We start from the raw sequence: 20,987 nt of genomic DNA on the forward strand, positions 1-20,987 counted from the left end.
CGGAGGCCCGGAAACCGCTCCTCCCGGCGATCCGGTGGCACCCCCGGCGGTACGAGCCTGAGTGGCGATGTCAACCGACGACTCGCCAGGAGTGACCGTGCTGTCCACACTCGCCCGGGCGTCCACCCGCCGCCCGCTGACCGTCATCCTCTTGTGGGTGCTCTTCCTGCTGCTCGGCTTCGGGCTCGGGACGGGCGTCTTCGCGCGGCTCTCCGACAACGTGCCCGAAGTCCCGGGCACCGAGTCCGAACGGGCCGCGCAGTACCTCGCCGACGTCGACCCGACCGGCGACTCCATCACCGCCGTCGTCGAGGGCGTCACCGTCTCCGACCCCGCACTGCGCACCCAGGTCGAGCGGGCCGTGGCGGACGTGCGGAACATCGCCGGTGTCGCGGCGGTCCCGGACCCGTACGCGACCCGCGGCCTCACGGGCGGTGGACGACGCGGCCGCCCGCATCAAACAGATCGACGCACCCGAAGTCCACGTCAGCGGCGGCCCGTTGCTCGGCACGCAGCTGGGTGAGCGGGCTCAGGAGGACGTCAAGAACGCCGAGTTGATCTCACTGCCGGTCGTGCTGGCGCTGCTGCTCGTCATCTTCGGCGGACTGCGCGCGGCGGCGCTGCCCCTGCTGGTCGCCGTCAGCGGGATCGCCGGCGCGTTCCTGGCGCTGTTCGTCTTCAGCTCGGTCACCGACATCTCCGTGTACGCGATCCAGGTCACCACGATGCTGGGGCTCGGACTCGCCGTGGACTACGCCCTGTTGCTGCTGGTCCGCTTCCGTGAGGAGCGGCGGCACACCGAGGACGTCGTGGAGGCCGTGCAGCGCACGGTCGCGCAGGCAGGCCGGACCGTGCTGTTCTCCGGGCTCACCGTGGCCGTCAGCCTGACCGGGCTGCTGGTCTTCCCGAGCGTCTTCCTGCGCAGCATGGGCCTGGCCGTGGCCGCCGTCGTGGTCATCGACATGCTCGCCGCGCTCACTCTGCTGCCCGCGCTGCTGACCCGCTTCGGCGGGAAGATCGCCCCGTCGAAGACCAGGCCGGAGGGCGAGGAGGGCCGCCTCTTCGCCCGCCTGGCCCGCTTCGCGGCGCGCCGACGCATCGCGGTCGTGGCCGTGGTCGTCCCCGTGCTCCTCGTGCTGGCTCTGCCCATCACCGGCATGAAGATCAACATAGGGGGCGCCGAACAGCTGCCGTCGAGCACCGAGGCACGGCAGTTGTACGACAGTGTCGACGCGCACTTCCCGCCGGGCACCGGCGTTTCGCCGGTGACCGTGGTCCTGAAGCCGGGCACCGACGCCGCGACCGCCGACCGCATCCGCGCCCTCTCCCCGACCGCCGGGTCCCGCGACCTGCCGGGCGGCACCACGGTGGTCGAGATCCAGCCGTCCGGCAGCGTCGACGGCAAGGCGGCCACCGACCTGGTCAAGCAGGTGCGGGACCTGCGCGGCGACGAGCCGGTCGAGGTCACCGGCGGCGCGGCCCGGCTGGTCGACTTCCGGGACATGCTCTCCGACCGGGCGCCCTGGGCGGCCGTCACCGTCCTGGCCGGCATCTTCGCCCTGCTGTTCGCCTTCACCGGCTCGGTGCTGATCCCGCTGCGCACCATCGCGACCACCCTGCTCAGCCTGGGCGCCGCCCTCGGTGTGGTGGTGTGGGTCTTCCAGGACGGCCATCTGGCCGGACTCCTGGGCTCCCAGGAACTGGGCGCGCTGAGCCTGACCGCGCCGCCGCTGATCATCGCGATCGCGTTCGGACTGGCCATGGACTACGAGCTGTTCATCCTGGCCCGGATGCGCGAGGCCCGACACCGGTCCGGTGACGACCGGGAGGCCGTGGTGACCGGTCTGCGCCGCTCCGGCCGCGTGGTCACCTGCGCCGCCCTGCTCCTCGCCGTCGTCTTCGGCGCCTTCATGACGGGCGGCTTCTCACCGATCCTGCAGATCGGCCTCGGACTGACCCTGGCCGTCCTGATCGACGCGACCGTCGTCCGGATGCTGCTCGTACCGGCGACGATGGCGCTGCTCGGGCGGCGGGCGTGGTGGGCACCGGGGCCGCTGCGGCGGGCCCACGACCGGTTCGGGCTGCACGAGGAGATGCCGCCGCAGCCGCAGCTGACCAGTACCGGTACCAGTCACTGAGTCCGCTGGAGAAGGCAGTCCGTCCCCGCCGCACGGCGGGTGACGGACTGGGTCGTGAGGTGGGCGCGGAACTGGTAGCAGCCCAGGGCCGACGACGTGTCCGACAGGGCATTGACCTTGGCGACGATGATCACCTCGGAGGGTGACCGCTCCGTGCTGACGGCCACGGCGACCGGTCGGCCTGGTGCGGGCTGTCCCATCGCGTCCGTTTTCGGCAGCGCGAACGCCCGTCGCCTCTCGCCGTCCGTGAGCGTGCCGTCGGTGAGAGCGCCCGCCAGCCGGTGCTCGATCTTCAAGGCACTCGCTTCGAGTTCGGTGCGTTCGGCCGCTGTCACCGCCGCCTCCCGGGCGCGCTGGAGGCCGTAACAGCCCTCCGGCTTCAGTTCCCTGGCGGTGAGGGTGCGGGACTTCTCCGTCGCGTGGAACTCGTAGCAGGTGCTGGTCGCCATGGCGCCGCGTATCCAGACGAGGTAGGTCAGTTGACTGTGCGTCACTTCCGAGTCCTCGACCTTGAGTTCGGTGGTCTGCCAGACCTCGGCTCCCGGGACGGCCGCCAGCCCGCCCTGGGCCAGCACCGGTCGCAGTTCGGCGACCACGTCCGCGGCGACCACCGACGGCTTCCGGTACCGGTACCGGGGCAGATCGAAGCACCTCTTCCCGGGGATCTGCTCGACGGAGACCGATCGCGCGACGAGCTCGAAGCGGTAGCAGCCCGTGACCGAAGTGGCGCCGAACAGACCGGGCCCGAGCCCCATGAACTCCGTGGTGACCGTGATGTGCCGCCCGTTTCTGCGGACGTCGGGCGGCATCGCCTTGCCCGTGCTCCGGACGGACCGGGCGATCTCGGTACCGAGCAGCGTGCCGTCCGCCGCCGCCAGGGACAGCCGCTGCTTCGACTCGTCCACGGAGTCCTTCATACGGTCGCGCGCCTGGTCCTCGTAGCGGCCGGGTGCCGTCATGACCCACACCACCGCACCGCAGACGAGGACCAGAATCCCCACCAGTACGGTCAGACAGCCGTTCAGTACGCATCCCCCGTGTCTCCCCATGTCCGCAGGTTGCCCGACCGGCTCCGCTCGCGACGGTCCCCGTGTCCGACATGTGATCGAACGGGGGCCCGTACGAGACAGGCTGCTCAGCCGGGCAGCGTGGTCATGCTCCGGTCACCCTCCCGGGCATTCGGGACAACCACGCATTCGACCCTTCACTCAGGGTGTCCTCACAGGAATCTCAGAAAAGGCTCTCAAATTCAAAGATCCAACCCAGGAAGGCGACGCAAGATGCACCACCAGTGGTGGTCATCCAAGAAAGGCGTGCCGTGAGCGTCCCGATAAGTTCGAACCGGTCCGAGCAGCAGACAGCAAACCGGTCCGAGCGCCCGACGTGGTCACGTCGAGGGGTGCTCGCCGCGCTCAGTGCCGTGCCGGCCGTCGGCATCCTGACGGGCTGCAGCGGAACGGCGGACGCCTCGGAGGGGACGAGCGCGCAGGCGACGACGGCAGCCGCGGCCACAAAAGCCAAGGTCAAGAAGCCGACCGTCAGCGTCACCCCCGCCGACGGCACGAAGAAGGCCGCCTTCACGAGCCCGGTCGAGGTCACCGTGAGCGATGGCACGTTCTCGACCGTCGAGGTCACCGGCAACGACGGCTCCACCCTGGCCGGGTCCTTCAATGACGCCCGTACGAAATGGACCTCCACCGAGAATCCGTACTCGGGCACCAAATACACGGTCACGGCGAAACCACAGGGCGCAACCGCGCAGACCGCGAGCTTCACCACGAAGCTTCCCGGGGAAACTTTCGTGGGCTATTTCACACCCGAGGCGAATTCGACCTCCGGCGTCGGAATGCCCGTGTCGATCAACTTCACCGAGGCCGTCACGGACCGCGCCGCCGTCGAGAAGGCGATCACGGTGACCGCCGTGCCCGCGGTCGAGGTGGTCGGCCACTGGTTCAGCGACACCCGCCTCGACTTCCGGCCCGAGGAGTACTGGGCCGCGGGTACGAAGATCACGTTGAGCCTGCGACTGAAGGACGTCGAGGGCGCGGACGGCGTCTACGGGACGCAGTCCAAGGACGTCACCTTCACCATCGGCCGCCGCCAAATCAGCACGGTCGACCTGGCGAAGGAGACCATGACGATCGAGCGGGACGGCTCGACCCTCGCCACCTACCCGGTGACCGGCGGCGACTCCGACCACACCACCTGGTCCGGGATCATGGTGATCAGCGAGCGGTTGAAGGAGACCCGGATGGAGTCCTCGACCGTCGGGCTCGGCGACGAGTACGACATCGAGGACGTCCCGCACGCCCAGCGCCTGACCACTTCCGGCACCTTCATCCACGGCAACTACTGGGCCTCGACCTCGATCTTCGGCGGCAGCAACACCAGTCACGGCTGCATCGGCCTGCACGACACCAAGGGCGCGAACGACAGCTCCGTGGCGGGCTACAAGTTCTACAACAGTTCCATGCTCGGCGACGTGGTGATCGTGAAGAACTCGGGCGAGAAGTCCGTCGAGGCGTCCAACGGCCTCAACGGGTGGAACCTGTCGTGGGCGAACTGGAAGGCGGGGAGCGCGCTCTAGCCCCCCACCTCCTCAGCCCCTCCTCTCCATGGCCTGAACACCCGTACAGGGAACGGAGTTTCTCGGCTTTATCTCTTGACGGTCGGAGTGACAGAGAGCACATTGGCCGCGCAGCTGCGGTGAGAGCGCTCTCACACACTCGCGCACCCCCACTCCATACCCGAAGAGGCACTCATGAGTGACACTTCCGGCATATCGGTGAGATCCGGCACACCCGCCAGACGCGGCCCCCTGCGCCGCGCGCTCGTCGCCCTGCTCGGCACGCTGAGCCTGGCGGCCGTCACGGCCACGGCTGCCACCCTTCCCGCGAACGCGTCCGCACCCACACCCCCGGCCGGCTGGTCCCAGGTCTTCGTCGACGACTTCAACGGGGCCGCCGGATCCGGCGTTTCCACCGCCAACTGGCAGTACGCCACCGGCACCAGCTACCCGGGCGGCCCCGCCAACTGGGGCACGGGCGAGGTCGAGACGATGACCTCCAGCACCAACAACGTCGCGCTGGACGGCAACGGCAACCTGCTGATCACCCCGCGGCGCGACGCCGCCGGCAACTGGACCTCCGGCCGCATCGAGACCAACCGCACCGACTTCCAGCCGCCCGCGGGCGGCAAGCTGCGCGTCGAGTCGCGGATCCAGATGCCGAACGTGACCGGCGCCGCCGCGAAGGGCTACTGGCCCGCCTTCTGGATGCTGGGCGCGCCCTACCGCGGCAACTACCAGAACTGGCCGAGCGTCGGCGAGCTGGACATCCTGGAGAACGTCCAGGGCCTCAACACCGAGTGGGCCACGATGCACTGCGGCACCAGCCCGGGCGGCCCCTGCAACGAGACGACCGGCATCGGCGGTTCGACGTCCTGCACCGGCACGACATGTCAGGCCGGCTTCCACACGTACGCGATGGAATGGGACAAGTCGACCAGCCCCGAGGAGATCCGCTTCTACCTCGACGGCGTCAACTTCCACACGGTGAGGGCGAATCAGGTCGACGCGACGACCTGGGCCAACGCCACCAACCACGGCTTCTTCATCATCCTGAACGTCGCGATGGGCGGCGGGTTCCCGGCCGCGTACGGCGGTGGCCCGGACAGCGGCACGGTTCCCGGCCACCCGCTGGTGGTCGACTACGTCCAGGTGCTGCAGGCCGGTGGGAGCGGTACCACGCCACCTCCGACCGGCAACCGTGACGCCTACAGCGCCATCCAGGCCGAGTCGCACGACAGCCAGTCGGGCACCATCACGGAGACCACCACGGACACCGGCGGCGGCCAGAACATCGGTTCGCTCGCAGGCGGCGACTGGGCGCTGTACAGGGGGGTCAACTTCGGCTCCTCGGCGGCCACGCAGTTCGTCGGCCGGGTCGCGAGCGGCGCCGCGAGCGGGGTCAGCGGACTCGTCGAGGTGCGCCTGGACAGCCGTACGAGCACGCCCGTCGGCAGCTTCTCGCTCGCCAACACCGGTGGCTGGCAGAGCTGGCGGACGATCCCGGCGAACATCTCCGGCGTCACCGGCCCCCACGATGTCTATCTGACCTTCACCAGCGGCCAGTCGGCCGACTTCGTGAACGTCAACTGGTTCAACTTCGGCCACTGACCAGACGGCTTGTCTACAAGAAGTGAAGGGGCGGGCCCGTGGGCCCGCCCCTTGCCGTCAGCGCAGTTCCGCCCGGAACGCCACCGGAGTCGTCCCGGTGTGCTGATGGAAGAACTTGGAGAAGTTGGCGGAATCCGGGAAACCCACGGCCGCGCCGATGCGGCCTATGGGCATCTCCGTGTGGGCCAGCAGCCGCTTGGCCTCCAGGGTCACCCGTTTGTCGATGAAGCCCTTCGGGGTCTCGCCGGTGGCGGCGCGCACGGCGCGCACCAGGGTGCGGCGCGAGTAACCGAGGGCGTCGGCGTACGCGCTGACGCTGTGGTTGGTGGAGAAGCTCTTCTCGACCGCGTCCCGGAAGCGGGTGAAAGTGGTGTCGGTCTGCTCACGGGCCGCCTCGGCGGAGCTCACCGCGAGGTGGGCCAGGCGCAGCAGGAACGCCGTCAGGGAGTGCCGCAGCACCGAGGTGTGAAGGCTCAGCGGCAGCGTGGTGGTGTCGACGTACTCGCGGTTCAGCTGAGCGAGCGAGTGCTCCAGGGCGGCCAGCTGGGCGGCGTCGGGGTGCAGCAGGGGCGGCAGGTCGTAACGGTAGAGGCCGGTGGCCTCGACGGTGGCGCGGGGCAGGAATCCGGGCTGCATGGCCAGGACGGTTCCGCGGTACTCGCTCGCCCGGGAGAAGCGGTGCACCTGCCCCGGGCGGATCCACAGCAGGTCCCCGGCCGTCGCCTCGTACTCGGCGAAGTCCACCATGTGCGTCACGGAACCGCCGCTGAAGAGCATCACGACGTGGAAGTCGATGCGGTGCACCCGGTCGAGCTGCACCTCCTCCGGCGAGTAGCGACCGGCGTCCAGCGCACTGACCTGCATACCGACACCGCCGACACTCAGGTCGACCGGGAAGGGAAAAGTCCTGATCCCGTCGCCGTCTTGGGTGGCTCTGTCCGCCATGTCTGTCTCGTGCCGCCTCGGTCCGTCTGCGCTGTCCCACTTTCACCGAAGCCTGACACAGCCGCACCTTCCCCTCCAAAAGTCTGACTTTTAAGTTTGAACGCGTTCCATCAGCGATTCCCCATCTCGTGAGGACTTCTTGAAGATGAGTACGCAGAGCTCCGACGGCTTCGAATGGACCGATCTCGACCGGCGAGCCGTCGACACGGCCCGTATCCTGGCCGCCGACGCCGTACAGAAGGTCGGAAACGGCCACCCGGGCACTGCTATGAGCCTGGCCCCGGCCGCGTACACGATCTTTCAGAAGGTGATGCGACATGACCCCGCCGACCCGGAGTGGACCGGCCGTGACCGCTTCGTCCTCTCTCCCGGCCACACCTCGCTGACCCTTTACACCCAGCTCTTCCTCTCCGGCTACGAGCTCGAGCTGGACGACCTGAAGGCCTTCCGCACCCACGGCTCGAAGACGCCGGGTCACCCCGAGTACGGGCACACCGCGGGTGTCGAGACCACCACCGGTCCGCTCGGCCAGGGTGTCGCCAACGCCGTCGGCATGGCGATGGCCGCCCGCTACGAGCGCGGCCTCTTCGACCCCGAGGCCCCCGAGGGCGAGTCCCCCTTCGACCACACCATCTGGGCGATCGTCTCGGACGGCGACCTGGAGGAGGGCATCTCCGCCGAGGCCTCGTCCCTCGCCGGCCACCAGAAGCTCGGCAACCTCGTCTTCGTCTACGACGACAACCACATCTCCATCGAGGGCGACACCGCGACGGCCTTCTCCGAGGACGTGCTGAAGCGCTACGAGGCGTACGGCTGGCACGTCCAGCGGATCGAGCCCTCCTCCAACGGCGACATCGACGTCCACGCGCTGCACACGGCGCTCAAGGCGGCGCAGGCCGAGACCGAGCGCCCCTCCATCATCGCGATGCGCACGATCATCGCCTGGCCCGCGCCGAACGCGCAGAACACCGAGGCCTCGCACGGCTCGGCGCTCGGCGCCGAGGAGATCGCGGCCACCAAGCGGCTCCTGGGCTTCGACCCGGAGCAGACCTTCGAGGTCGCGGAGGAGGTCCTCGCACACGCCCGCCAGGCGCTGGACCGGGGCGCCGAGGCGCACGCCGCCTGGGACAAGAAGATCGCCGAGTGGCGGACCGCCGCCCCCGAGCGCGCCAAGCTCTTCGACCGGATCGTGGCCGGTCAGCTCCCCGAGGGCTGGGAGGACCAGCTCCCCGTCTTCGAGGCGGGCACCTCCGTCGCGACCCGCGCCGCGTCCGGCAAGGTCCTCCAGGCGCTCGGCGGTGTGATCCCCGAGTTGTGGGGCGGCTCCGCCGACCTCGCCGGCTCCAACAACACCACCATCGACAAGACCTCCTCCTTCCTCCCGAAGGGCAACCCGCTGCCGGAGGCCGACCCGTACGGCCGTACCGTCCACTTCGGTATCCGTGAGCACTCGATGGCCGCCGAGATGAACGGCATCGCGCTGCACGGCAACACCCGCATCTATGGCGGCACGTTCCTGGTCTTCTCCGACTACATGCGCAACGCGGTCCGACTGTCCGCGCTGATGCAGCTCCCGGTGACGTACGTCTGGACCCACGACTCCATCGGTCTCGGCGAGGACGGCCCCACCCACCAGCCGGTCGAGCACCTCGCCTCGCTGCGCGCCATCCCCGGACTGAACATCGTCCGTCCGGCCGACGCCAACGAGACCTCCATCGCCTGGGCCGAGATCCTCAAGCGGCACGCCACGAACCCGGCCCCGCACGGCCTGGCGCTGACTCGTCAGGGTGTACCGACGTACGAGGCCAACTCCGAGGCGGCCAAGGGTGGTTACGTCCTGCGCGACGCGTCCACCGCCACGCCCGACGTCGTCCTCATCGCCACCGGCTCCGAGGTGCACCTCGCCGTCGAGGCGCGCGAGCTGCTGGAGGCCGAGGGGGTGGGCACCCGGGTGGTGTCGATGCCGTCCGTCGAGTGGTTCGAGGAGCAGTCACCGGAGTACCGGGCGAGCGTGCTTCCGCCGTCCGTGAAGGCCCGCGTGGCGGTCGAGGCGGGCATCGGCCTGACCTGGTACCGCTACGTCGGTGACCACGGACGCATTGTCTCGCTGGAGCACTTCGGTGCTTCCGCCGACGCCAAGACCCTGTTCGCCGAGTTCGGCTTCACCGCCGAGAACGTCGCCGCCACCGCGCGGGCTGCATTTAATTCAACCACTGGCCTGGCCGCCACCCGCGGTTGATCCGATCGCACAAAGGAAGATGATCACTGTGACCGAAGCAACCGCGACCGCGGGAAACCTCAAGCGCCTCTCCGACGAAGGCGTCTCCATCTGGCTGGACGACCTGTCGCGCAAGCGCATCGCTTCCGGCAACCTGGCCGAACTCATCGAGACCAAGCACGTGGTGGGCGTCACCACCAACCCCTCCATCTTCCAGGCCGCCATCGGCTCCGGTGAGGGGTACGAGGAGCAGCTGGCCGACCTCGCCGTGCGCGGCGTGACGGTCGACGAGGCCGTCCGCATGATGACCACGGCCGACGTCCGCGCCGCCGCCGACATCCTGCGCCCGGTGTACGACGCGACCGGCGGCCGTGACGGCCGGGTCTCCATCGAGGTCGACCCCCGGCTGGCCCACGAGACCGCGGCGACCATCGCCGAGGCCAAGCAGCTCGCCTGGCTGGTCGACCGCCCGAACGTGATGATCAAGATCCCGGCGACGAAGGCCGGTCTCCCGGCCATCACCGAGGTCATCGGCCTCGGCATCAGCGTCAACGTCACGCTGATCTTCTCGCTGGAGCGCTACCGCGAGGTCATGGACGCCTACCTGGCGGGCCTGGAGAAGGCGCAGGCCGCGGGCATCGACCTGGCCGGCATCCACTCCGTCGCCTCCTTCTTCGTCTCCCGCGTCGACAGCGAGATCGACAAGCGGCTGACGAAGGTCGGCACCGACGAGGCGCTCGCCCTCAAGGGCAAGGCCGCGCTCGCCAACGCGCGGCTCGCGTACGAGGCGTACGAAGAGGTGTTCGCCTCCGCCCGCTGGACCGCGCTCACCCCGGCCGGCGCCCACAAGCAGCGCCCCCTGTGGGCCTCAACCGGCGTCAAGGACCCCGCGTACAAGGACACCCTGTACGTCGACGAGCTGGTCGCGCCGGGCACGGTCAACACCATGCCGGAGGCGACCCTCAACGCCACCGCCGACCACGGTGACATCCACGGCGACGCGGTGACCGGCGGCTACGCCCAGGCCCGCGCCGACCTGGCGGCCGTCGAGGGGCTCGGGATCTCGTACGACGAGGTCGTCAAGCAGCTGGAGGACGAGGGCGTCTCGAAGTTCGAGGCGGCCTGGGGAGACCTGCTCGACGCGGTGGCGACCTCACTGAGCGGCAAGGGAGTCAAGGGAGCTGAGGGGGAATGAGCAAGCGTGAGGCACTTTCCGACAGCGCCCCGCAGGATGCGGCCGCCGCGTCGGCGGGATCCGGTGACACGGCCGTGGAACCGACTGAGGTGAAGGCCCAGGCGAAGGGCAAGGCGCAGGCCGACGCGGACGCCGCCGCTGCGGCCCTCGACTGGTCCAACCCGCTGCGCGACCCCCGCGACCGCCGCCTCCCCCTGATCGCGGGCCCCTCCGGTCTCGTCATCTTCGGCGTCACCGGCGACCTGTCCCGCAAGAAGCTGATGCCGGCCGTCTACGACCTCGCCAACCGGGGCCTGCTGCCGCCGGGCTTCTCCCTCCTCGGCTTCGCCCGCCGCGAGTGGGCGGACCAGGACTTCGCACAGGTCGTCCACGACTCGGTGCGCGAGCACGCCCGTACGGAATTCCGCGAGGAGGTCTGGCAGCAGCTCGCCGAGGGCATGCGGTTCATCCCGGGCGACTTCGACGACGACACGGCGTTCAAGCAACTGCGCGCGGCCGTCGACGAGCTGGACTCCTCGCGGGGCACCAGCGGCAACTACGCCTTCTATCTCTCCGTACCGCCGAAGTTCTTCCCGAAGGTCGTCCAGCAGCTCAAGAAGCACGGGCTGGCGGACGCTCCGGAGGGTTCCTGGCGGCGCGCGGTGATCGAGAAGCCGTTCGGCCACGACCTGGCCAGCGCCCGCGAGCTCAACAAGATCGTGCACGAGGTGTTCGACCCGGACCAGGTGTTCCGCATCGACCACTACCTCGGCAAGGAGACCGTCCAGAACATCCTGGCGCTGCGCTTCGCCAACCAGATGTACGAGCCCATCTGGAACCGGTCGTATGTCGACCACGTCCAGATCACGATGGCCGAGGACATCGGCATCGGCGGCCGGGCGGGCTACTACGACGGCATCGGCTCCGCACGGGATGTGATCCAGAATCACCTCCTGCAGCTCATGGCACTCACCGCCATGGAGGAGCCCATCGCCTTCGACGCCGACTCGCTGCTCACCGAGAAGCTCAAGGTCCTCAAGTCCGTCAAGTTGCCGGAGAAGCTGGGCGAGCACACCGTGCGCGGCCAGTACGCGGCGAGCTGGCAGGGCGGCGAGCAGGTGCGCGGCTACCTCCAGGAGGACGGCATCGACCCCAAGTCGACGACCGACACCTACGCGGCCGTCAAGCTGGAGGTCGACAACCGCCGCTGGGCGGGCGTGCCCTTCTATCTCCGGACCGGAAAGCGGCTCGGCCGGCGGGTGACGGAGATCGCGGTGGTCTTCCAGCGCGCCCCGCACTCCCCGTTCGACTCGACCGCCACGGAGGAGCTCGGCCAGAACGCGATCGTCATCCGCGTCCAGCCCGACGAGGGCATGACGGTGCGCTTCGGATCGAAGGTGCCGGGTACGTCGATGGAGATCCGGGACGTCACGATGGACTTCGCCTACGGCGAGTCGTTCACCGAGTCCAGCCCTGAGGCATACGAACGGCTGATCCTGGATGTCCTGCTCGGCGACGCCAATCTCTTCCCCCGTCACCAAGAGGTGGAAGAGTCCTGGAAGATCCTCGACCCGATCGAGGGCTACTGGGAGACCCACGGCAAGCCCGCGCAGTATTCCTCGGGCAGCTGGGGTCCGAAGGAAGCCGACGAGATGCTCGCACGAGACGGACGGAGCTGGCGCAGGCCATGAAGATCGACCTGACCGACACCACGGCAAGCAAGATCAACAAGGCGCTCGTGCAGGGGCGCCGTGCCATCGGCACTCCCGCCGTGGGCATGGTCCTGACGATGGTCATCGTCACCGACGAGGAGAACGCCTACGACTCGATCAGGGCGGCAGAGGAGGCCTCGCGCGAGCACCCCTCGCGCACCCTGGTCGTGATCAAGCGGCACGCCCGCACGCCGCGCGACCGCACGAGCTCGCGTCTCGACGCCGACGTCCGGGTGGGCGCCGACGCCGGCACCGGTGAGACGGTCGTGCTGCGGACGTACGGCGAGGTCTCCGAGCACGCCGACTCCGTGGTCCTGCCGCTGCTGCTGCCCGACGCGCCCGTCGTCGTGTGGTGGCCGGTGAACGCGCCGGACGTGCCTGCCAAGGACCCGCTGGGCGCCCTCGCTCAGCGCCGGATCACCGACATGTACGCCGTCGAGGCCCCGCTCGTCGCGCTGGAGGCCCGTGCCGCCTCGTATGCGCCGGGCGACACCGACCTGGCGTGGACCCGGCTGACGCCGTGGCGCTCGATGCTGGCCGCCGCGCTCGACCAGGCCCGTACGAAGGTGATCTCGGCCGCCGTCGAGAGCGAGGCCGACAACCCGAGCGCCGAACTGCTGGCCCGCTGGCTCGGCACCCGGCTCGAGGTGCCGGTCGAGCGCGTCGTCACCGCCGGTCCGGTCGTCACCGCCGTACGGCTCGGCACGGAGAACGGCGAGATCGTGATCGACCGCCCCGAGGGCCCGCTGGCCACGCTGTCCCTGCCCGGACAGCCCTCGCGCACCCTCGCGCTGAAGGTGCGCACCACCTCCGAGCTGATCTCCGAGGAACTGCGCCGCCTCGACGCGGACGACATGTACGCCATCGCCCTGCGAGGCGACGGCACCAAGGAGACCCCCCGTCATGTCTGACACCCCCAAGCTCACGCGGCGCCCGGAGTGGGTGGCCCTGGAGGACCATCGCGCCGACGGGCTGCTCCACCCGCAGCTGCGTGAGCTGTTCGCCACCGACCCCGCACGCGCGGAGCGTTACGTCGTGCGGGTCGGTGACCTGCGCATCGACTACTCCAAGCACCTGATCGCGGACGAGACCCTCGCCCTGCTCCAGGAACTGGCCACCGCCACCGACGTGTTCGGCCTGCGGGACGCCATGTTCCGCGGCGAGAGGATCAACGTCACCGAGGACCGCGCGGTGCTGCACACCGCGCTGCGCGCCCGCCGTGACGCGGTGATCGAGGTCGACGGCGAGGACGTCGTCCCCGGTGTGCACGCCGTGCTCGACAAGATGGCCGACTTCGCCGAGCGGGTCCGCTCGGGCGAGTGGACCGGCCACACGGGTCGGCGGATCCGCAATGTCGTCAACATCGGCATCGGCGGCTCCGACCTCGGTCCGGCCATGGCCTACGAGGCGCTGCGCGCCTTCACCGACCGCTCGCTGACCGTGCGGTTCGTGTCGAACGTGGACGGCGCCGACCTGCACGAGGCCGTGCGGGACCTGGACCCGGCGGAGACGCTGTTCATCATCGCCTCCAAGACGTTCACCACCATCGAGACGATCACCAACGCCACCTCGGCGCGCACCTGGCTGCTGGCCGGGCTCGACGATGGGGGCACCTCCCGCTCGAGCGAAGTCGAGAGTGGGGGAGAGAAGGCTGTGGCCAAGCACTTCGTGGCGCTGTCGACCAACGCCGGGAAGGTGTCCGACTTCGGCATCGACACGGCCAACATGTTCGGGTTCTGGGACTGGGTCGGCGGACGCTACTCCTTCGACTCGGCGATCGGGCTGTCCCTGATGATCGCCATCGGCCCGGACCGGTTCCGGGAGCTGCTCGACGGGTTCAGGACCGTCGACGAGCACTTCCGCACCGCCCCCGCCGAGGCCAACGCACCCTTGCTGCTGGGCCTGTTGGGTGTCTGGTACGGCAATTTCTTCGACGCCCAGTCGCACGCGGTGCTGCCGTACTCGCACTACCTGTCCAAGTTCACCGCGTACTTGCAGCAGCTGGACATGGAGTCCAACGGCAAGTCCGTGGACCGCGAAGGCCATCCGGTGGAGTGGCAGACCGGCCCGGTGGTGTGGGGCACCCCCGGCACCAACGGGCAGCACGCCTACTACCAACTCATCCACCAGGGAACGAAGTTGATCCCGGCGGACTTCATCGGCTTCGCCAACCCGGTCGACGAGCTGGAGCCCGAACTCGCCGCCCAGCACGACCTGCTGATGGCGAACTTCTTCGCGCAGACGCAGGCGCTGGCCTTCGGCAAGACGCCGGACGAGGTACGGGCCGAGGGGGTGCCCGAGGAGCTGGTGCCGCACAAGACGTTCAAGGGCAACCACCCGACGACCACGATCCTCGCGCGCGAACTGACCCCCTCGGTCCTCGGCCAGCTCATCGCCCTCTACGAGCACAAGGTGTTCGTCCAGGGCGCGATCTGGAACATCGACTCCTTCGACCAGTGGGGCGTCGAGCTGGGCAAGGTCCTCGCCAAGCGCGTGGAGCCCGCGCTCACCGAAGGCACTGACGTCCCCGGCCTCGACCCCTCCACCGCCGCCCTCGTGGCCGCCTACCGCACGCTCAAGAACGCACCGGAAGAAGTTAACTGACATGACTGCGATGCAACTTGGCCTCATCGGCCTCGGCAAGATGGGCGGCAACATGCGCGAGCGGATCCGCCGCGCAGGCCACACCGTCATCGGCTACGACCGCAACCCGGACCTCGCCGACGTATCGAGCCTCACCGAACTCGTAGGCAGCCTCGAAGGCCCCCGCGTGGTCTGGGTGATGGTCCCGGCCGGCGCCCCCACCCAGTCCGTCATCGACGAACTCGGCGGCCTCCTCTCCCCCGGCGACACCGTCGTCGACGGCGGCAACTCCCGCTGGACCGACGACGAGAAGCACGCGGAGGAGCTCGCCGCCAAGGGCATCGGCTTCGTCGACGCGGGCGTCTCCGGCGGTGTCTGGGGCCTGCAGAACGGCTACGCGCTGATGGTCGGCGGCGACGCCGAGCACGTCGCGAAGGTCCAGCCGATCTTCGACGCGCTCAAGCCCGAGGGTGACTCCGGCTTCGTGCACGCCGGCAAGGTCGGCGCCGGCCACTTCTCCAAGATGGTCCACAACGGCATCGAGTACGCCATGATGCAGGCCTACGCCGAGGGCTGGGAGCTCCTGGAGAAGGTCGACTCCGTCACGGACGTGCGCGAGGTCTTCCGCTCCTGGCAGGAGGGCACGGTCATCCGCTCCTGGCTGCTCGACCTCGCCGTCAACGCCCTGGACGACGACGAGCACCTCAACAAGCTGCGCGGCTACGCGGACGACTCGGGCGAGGGCCGCTGGACCGTCGAGGCGGCCATCGACAACTCCGTCCCGCTGCCCGCCATCACGGCCTCCCTCTTCGCCCGGTTCGCCTCCCGCCAGGACGACTCGCCGCAGATGAAGATGATCGCCGCGCTGCGCAACCAGTTCGGCGGCCACGCCGTCGAGTCCGCGGAGTAACGACCATGGGCGACCTCCTGCTGGTCCGCCACGGCGAGACCGAGTGGAGTGTGTCGGGCCGGCACACCGGCTGGACCGACCTGCCGCTCACCCAGCACGGCGAGGAACAGGCGAAGTCCCTCGCTCCGCTGCTCGCCGGCCGGACCTTCGCCCTGGCGCTCACCAGCCCGCTGGGCCGCGCGGTGCGGACGGCGGAACTCGCCGGTCTGTACGGGGCCGTACCCGATCCCGATCTGCACGAGTGGGACTACGGCGCGTACGAAGGCGTCACGACCGTCGAGATACATCGCACCCGGCCCGACTGGTACCTGTGGAACGACGGGGTGGCGCCCGGTCCGGCGGACCACCCCGGCGAGTCGCCGACCGAGGTGGGACGGCGCGCCGACCGCGTGCTGTCCCGCGTGGCGGAGGCGCTCGAGGGCGGTGATGTGATCCTCGTGGCGCACGCCCACTTCCTGCGGGTGCTCACGGCCCGCCGGCTGGGGCTGCCCGCCGCGGACGGGCGGCTGTTCCAGCTCGCCACGGGGACGGTCAGCCGGCTCTCCACGGAGCACGGCCGTCCTGTGATCGCCGAGTGGAACGCCGCCGGAACTTCCGCGGCCGCCCACTAGTTTCCGCGGTGCTGTAGAAGGTGCTGTAGAAACCGAAGAGATTCCGGCCCGCCCTCCGGGGCGGGCCGGGCCTTCCCCAACGTATGGAGTTCTCATGGCCCTGTGGGACCGCATCAAAGAGTCCGCGTCGACGATGCAGACCCAGCTCGAGGCGAAGAAGAACGACCTCAAGAGCGGTGCCTTCCGCGACGCCAGCATGGCGATGTGCGCCCTCGTCGCGGCGGCGGACGGCACCGTCGACCCGTCCGAGCGGCAGCGTGTGGCCCAACTCATCGCCACGAACGAGGTGTTGCAGAACTTCAACGCCGACGACCTGCGTCGCCGTTTCGACGACAACCTGAACAAGCTGACCGCCGACTTCGCCTTTGGCAAGGTCACGGTGCTCCAGGAGATCGCCAAGGCGAAGAAGAAGCCCGCCGAGGCACGTGCCGTCATCCAGATCGGCATCGTCATCGGCGGCGCCGACGGCGACTTCGACAAGACCGAGCAGGCGATCGTGCGTGAGGCCTGCTTCGCGCTCGACCTGCCGCCGCACGAGTTCGACCTGTAGGACGGAAGCCGGGGCCGGCCTTCTCGGTCGGCCCCGGTTCACCCGCCGCACGACACCTCGTGGATCCGGGACCGCCCCGACGACGATCGTGTCAGCGCCCCGGGCGGCGGCGACCCGCGTGCTGCGCGGCGAGGCGCACCGGGGCGTTCTGCGCACCGTAGCCGCGATAGCCGCCGTCGCGCTGGACGAGTTCGAAGAAGACGCGGCCGACAGTCTCCGTGTAGCAGTGGCGGAACTCGCCGTCCGCGTCACGGTCGTAGAGGATGCCGAGCTCGCGGTAGGTCTCCAGCTCGCCGTCGGCGAACTCATACCGTGCGGCCAGGTCGTCGTAGTAGTTCGCGGGCATCGACAGCAGACGGCCGCCGGCGTCGCGGAAGTGGCGGGCGGCTGTGACCACGTCGTCCGTGGCGAGGGCGATGTGCTGGGCGCGGGCGTCCTCGTCGGTGGGGGCGGGTCCGACGCCGAGGGCGATGCGGACGCTGCCGTCGGCGTTGGTGACCGCGCGGCTGCGGTGCAGGCCGTACGGGTCGGCGACATCGACGCTGTCCTGCCCGCTCAGCCCGAGCACACTGCGGTGGAAGAGGGCCGCCTCGTCGAACTGGTGCCAGGGCTGGGTGAGGGCCAGGTGGTCGACGCGGTGCACGCGCGGTACGCCGCCGCGGTGCTCGACGGGCTCGAAGTCGCCCGTCCAGCTGGGCAGTTCGGGGTGTTCCGTGGCGCAGAAGAAGAGTTCGACGCCGTCGGGGGCGGCCACCGCGTCCAGCAACGCGTCCTCGGGGGCGCGGCGGCGCGGCAGGACCGGCGCGAGCAGTGATTCGGCGCGCCGGGCCGCGGCGGCCGGATCCGGGGACTCCAGGCCGACGGCCGCGAGTGAGGTGCCGTCGCGCCGGGCGGCCGGTCCCGTGTTGACCAGGACGCGGGCCTCGCCCTGCTGCCAGAGGTCCACCGGTTTGCTGCGGTGCTTGGCCCTGCGGGTGAAGCCGAGGGCGCCGAGGAGCGCGGCGACGGGTTCGACGTCGGGGGTGACGAGTTCGGCGAAGGCGACGCCGGTGGGCACCACGGGCGCGGGCAGTGCGGCGATTCCGGTTGCTTCTTGCAGTACGAGCAGGGAGCGCCGCGCGTCCACGGCGGTCGGGCCCGCTTCGGCCTGCCGGAAGACGTCGTTGAATACCTCCAGGGAGAGCGGTCCCCGGTATCCGGCGCGCAGGACGTGTCCGAGCAGCCCGGCGATGTCGAAGCCGCCCTGGCCGGGGAAGCAGCGGTAGTGGCGGCTCCACTGCAGGACGTCCATCGCCATCAGCGGGGCGTCGGCCAGTTGCAGGAAGAAGATCTTCTCGCCGGGGATGTCCTCGATGCCCTTGGGATCACTGCCGCGGGCGAGGATGTGGAAGCTGTCCAGGCAGGTGCCGAGGGAGGGATGGTCCGCGGCCTCGACGATGCTCCAGGCGTGGTCGTACGTACTCACATGGCGTCCCCACGCGAGCGCCTCGTAGGCGACACGGATGCCGAAGTCCTGTGCCACGTCGGCCAGTTGACGCAGTTGTCCGGCGGCGAGCGCGTCATCGTCCACGGCGAGCGGCGAGACGCTGGAGCACACCAGGACGGTGTCGGCGCCCAACCGTCGCATGAGGTCGAACTTGTGCCGCGCCCGGCGCAGATTGCGGGCGAACTCGTCCTCGGGCACGGCCTCGATGTCGCGCATCGGCTGGTACAGGTCGATGCTCAGACCGAGGTCGGCGGTGCGGGCCCGGATCTCCTCGGGCGTGAGGGGGCACGCGAGCAGGTCGTTCTCGAAGATCTCGACGCCGTCGAAGCCCGCCCGGGCCGCGGCCGTCAGCTTCTCGGTCAGTGATCCACTGAGCGAGACGGTGGCGATGGACGTACGCATGTTGATGCTCCTTCGGTGTCGCTTTTCCATGCCCTGGTCGGTACGGGCCCCGTAAGGGGCGCGGGAACTGCGCGATCAGCCCCCACGCACCCGCACCCGCCGCACCACCCCGCTCACCCCACCCATCAGGCGCCCTCAGCTCCGGGCCCCCGCCACACCCGCCAACTCGGCGATGTCCGCAAGCATCCGCGCACTGTCGGGTTCCCGCCCGGTGAACAGCCGGAACGCGTCCACGGCCTGGAAGACCGCCATGCCTCCACCGTCGAGAGTGGCGCAGCCGATCGCACGGGCGGTGCGCAGCAGCTCGGTCTCCAGCGGACGGTAGACGACCTCGGCGACCCACAGCCCGGGGTGCAGCAGCTCGGCCGGGAACGGCAGGCCGGGGTGGGCGGCCATGCCGGTCGGCGTGGCGTGCACGACGCCGTCGGCGTGCGCGAGGAGCGCCCCGAGCGTGTCCGGCGTCGCGGCGGTCGCGCGATCCGCGCCGAAGTGGCGGTTCAGCGCGGCGGCGAGATCCGCGGCCCGGTCGGCCATCGCGTCGACGACAGTGACATGGCCGGCGCCCAGCGTCAGCACCGCGTGCGCGACGGCCGCGCCCGCGCCGCCCGCGCCCAGCTGCACGACCCGCTCCAGGGGGACGTCGGGCAGACCGCGCGCGAAGGACGCCGCGAACCCGGTGACGTCCGTGTTGTGTCCGACCGCGCGACCGCCCTCGAAGACGACGGTGTTGACCGCGCCGAGCGCCTCGGCCTGCGGGGCGAGCTCATCGAGGTGGCCGATGACCAGCTGCTTGCAGGGATGCGTGATGTTCAGCCCGTCGAAGCCGAGGTCGCGTGCGGCGCGTACGAGATCGCCCACCGCCTCCGGTCCGACGCCGAGGGTGTCGAGGTCGAGCAGCCGGTACAGATAGCGCAAACCCTGTCGGTCCGCCTCCCGCTCGTGCAGCGCGGGGGTGAGCGAGGGGCCGATACCGGAACCGATGAGGCCGACGAGATAAGAGTTCTGGGGCACGGCGGGACTCCTCGGCTCACTAATGTACGAACTAGTACGTTAGCTATATCAGCATCGTGGACCCACGGGAAGAGCCGTCCTGGAACTCGTGACCCGGCCCCCGGAGCCTGCTTCTACAATCACCGGCACTGTCCCCTCGCCCGAAGGAACCCGATGACCAGCGTCGAAGAACCCGCACGGCCGGGCGGACGCGTCCGTGACGCCGCGCGCACCAAAGCCGAGATTCTCGACGTGGCCACCCAGGAGTTCGCGCGCGCCGGTTACACGGGCGCCCGGGTCGACGAGATCGCCGCCCGCACCCGCACCACGAAGCGGATGCTCTATTACTACTTCGGCGGCAAGGAACAGCTGTTCACGGCCGTTCTGGAGCGCGCGTACTCCGCGATCCGGCAGGCCGAACAGGAGCTGGACGTCGAACATCTCGACCCGGTCGCGGCCATCCGCCGGCTCGCCGAGCTGACCTTCGACCACCACGAGGCGCACCCCGACTTCATCCGGCTGGTCAGCATCGAGAACATCCACGAGGCCGAGCACATCGCCGGGTCCGAGGAGCTGGGCAGGATCGGCTCACCCGCACTGGACGTGATCCGCCGCATCCTGGAGACCGGCCGGAAATCGGGCCTGTTCACGGCCGACGTCGACGCCGTGGACCTGCACGCGATGATCAGCTCGTTCTGTTTCTTCCGGGTCTCCAACCGGCACACCTTCGGCGCCCTCTTCGGCCGCGACCTGGTCGACCCCGCCCGACGGGAACACTACCGAACCATGCTCGGCGACATGGTCATCGCCTATCTCACGGCCGACCGCGCGACGGACTGAGACCCGCGGGCCGCACCGGGAAACCGCGGGCCGGACGGGAAGGGGAGCCGGGCCTGCCTCCGGCCCGCGTACCCGACCCAGGGAAGATCCTTTGGCACGACCTCTTGACACTCGGGAAACGTGAGCGCAACATCCGTAGCCATCCGCTACTAACTACCTAGTGGGTTAATTAGCCGGACGACGCTCAGCTGCCGAGGCGGACGCGTCACCCGGCACGGCCGACCCGCCACCCCAGGGCCCCGGCACCTCTC

15 protein-coding genes and 1 pseudogene are annotated in these 20,987 nt (G+C 69.7%); 12 read left to right on the forward strand and 4 right to left on the reverse strand.

The features are described 5' to 3' along the window. Window positions 1-97 precede the first annotated feature (97 nt). Window positions 98-2,138 (forward strand): annotated as a pseudogene (locus ACX28W_RS00420) (MMPL family transporter). Here the strand turns inward: ACX28W_RS00420 and ACX28W_RS00425 are convergent. After that, window positions 2,132-3,187, reverse strand: a complete 1,056-nt coding sequence (locus ACX28W_RS00425) for a hypothetical protein (RefSeq protein ID WP_458996724.1) — start codon at window positions 3,185-3,187, stop codon at window positions 2,132-2,134. The pseudogene ACX28W_RS00420 and the gene ACX28W_RS00425 overlap by 7 nt on opposite strands. 269 nt (window positions 3,188-3,456) lie before the next feature. Between ACX28W_RS00425 and ACX28W_RS00430 the strand changes: the two genes are divergently transcribed. Both ACX28W_RS00430 and ACX28W_RS00435 read left to right on the forward strand, forming a co-directional pair. Then, a complete protein-coding gene (locus tag ACX28W_RS00430) occupies window positions 3,457-4,725 on the forward strand; it encodes a L,D-transpeptidase (protein WP_458996725.1) in 1,269 nt (422 codons plus the stop codon). Between the two features lie 174 nt (window positions 4,726-4,899). Continuing rightward, window positions 4,900-6,315, forward strand: a complete 1,416-nt coding sequence (locus tag ACX28W_RS00435; protein WP_458996726.1) for a glycoside hydrolase family 16 protein — start codon at window positions 4,900-4,902, stop codon at window positions 6,313-6,315. A gap of 57 nt (window positions 6,316-6,372) precedes the next feature. Here the strand turns inward: ACX28W_RS00435 and ACX28W_RS00440 are convergent, their stop codons facing one another. Beyond that, window positions 6,373-7,260 (reverse strand): helix-turn-helix domain-containing protein, encoded by an 888-nt coding sequence (locus ACX28W_RS00440; protein WP_458996727.1) that lies wholly within the window; start codon window positions 7,258-7,260, stop codon window positions 6,373-6,375. Between the two features lie 145 nt (window positions 7,261-7,405). Between ACX28W_RS00440 and tkt the strand changes: the two genes are divergently transcribed. From tkt to ACX28W_RS00480, 8 genes are all read left to right on the forward strand, one after another. Beyond that, the gene (gene tkt / locus ACX28W_RS00445) at window positions 7,406-9,499 is read left to right on the forward strand and encodes a transketolase (RefSeq protein WP_458996728.1); all 2,094 of its coding nucleotides are present in this window, start codon (window positions 7,406-7,408) and stop codon (window positions 9,497-9,499) included. 19 nt (window positions 9,500-9,518) lie between these two features. Next, window positions 9,519-10,673, forward strand: a complete 1,155-nt coding sequence (gene tal / locus ACX28W_RS00450) for a transaldolase (RefSeq protein ID WP_458996729.1) — start codon at window positions 9,519-9,521, stop codon at window positions 10,671-10,673. Then, the gene (zwf, locus tag ACX28W_RS00455) at window positions 10,670-12,343 is read left to right on the forward strand and encodes a glucose-6-phosphate dehydrogenase (RefSeq protein ID WP_458996730.1); all 1,674 of its coding nucleotides are present in this window, start codon (window positions 10,670-10,672) and stop codon (window positions 12,341-12,343) included. Before tal ends, zwf begins: the two co-directional genes overlap by 4 nt. Beyond that, complete coding sequence (gene opcA, locus ACX28W_RS00460; RefSeq protein ID WP_458996731.1) at window positions 12,340-13,275, forward strand: glucose-6-phosphate dehydrogenase assembly protein OpcA; 936 nt, start codon at window positions 12,340-12,342, stop codon at window positions 13,273-13,275. The genes zwf and opcA overlap by 4 nt, the downstream gene beginning before the upstream one ends. After that, entirely contained in the window at window positions 13,268-14,968 is a 1,701-nt protein-coding gene (pgi, locus tag ACX28W_RS00465) for a glucose-6-phosphate isomerase (protein WP_458996732.1), read from the forward strand. Before opcA ends, pgi begins: the two co-directional genes overlap by 8 nt. Before the next feature lie 10 nt (window positions 14,969-14,978). Then, window positions 14,979-15,857 carry a phosphogluconate dehydrogenase (NAD(+)-dependent, decarboxylating) gene (gene gnd, locus ACX28W_RS00470; RefSeq protein WP_458996982.1) on the forward strand — a complete coding sequence of 293 codons (879 nt, stop codon included), beginning with the start codon at window positions 14,979-14,981 and terminating at the stop codon, window positions 15,855-15,857. A 5-nt stretch (window positions 15,858-15,862) separates the two neighbouring features. Next, window positions 15,863-16,468, forward strand: coding sequence for a histidine phosphatase family protein (locus tag ACX28W_RS00475; protein ID WP_458996733.1), 606 nt, complete (start codon window positions 15,863-15,865; stop codon window positions 16,466-16,468). Between the two features lie 94 nt (window positions 16,469-16,562). Continuing rightward, window positions 16,563-17,018, forward strand: a complete 456-nt coding sequence (locus ACX28W_RS00480; RefSeq protein WP_458996734.1) for a tellurite resistance TerB family protein — start codon at window positions 16,563-16,565, stop codon at window positions 17,016-17,018. Between the two features lie 91 nt (window positions 17,019-17,109). Here ACX28W_RS00480 and ACX28W_RS00485 read toward each other — a convergent pair whose 3' ends face one another. Next, complete coding sequence (locus ACX28W_RS00485; protein ID WP_458996735.1) at window positions 17,110-18,906, reverse strand: bifunctional sugar phosphate isomerase/epimerase/4-hydroxyphenylpyruvate dioxygenase family protein; 1,797 nt, start codon at window positions 18,904-18,906, stop codon at window positions 17,110-17,112. Window positions 18,907-19,041: 135 nt separating this feature from the next. Then, complete coding sequence (locus tag ACX28W_RS00490) at window positions 19,042-19,917, reverse strand: shikimate dehydrogenase (RefSeq protein ID WP_458996736.1); 876 nt, start codon at window positions 19,915-19,917, stop codon at window positions 19,042-19,044. Window positions 19,918-20,070: 153 nt separating this feature from the next. On the opposite strand from ACX28W_RS00490, the gene ACX28W_RS00495 reads away from it, so the two are divergent. Next, window positions 20,071-20,736, forward strand: coding sequence for a TetR family transcriptional regulator (locus ACX28W_RS00495; protein WP_458996737.1), 666 nt, complete (start codon window positions 20,071-20,073; stop codon window positions 20,734-20,736). Window positions 20,737-20,987: the final 251 nt, after the last annotated feature.

It is taken from the genome of Streptomyces sp. SD15, assembly GCF_054462255.1.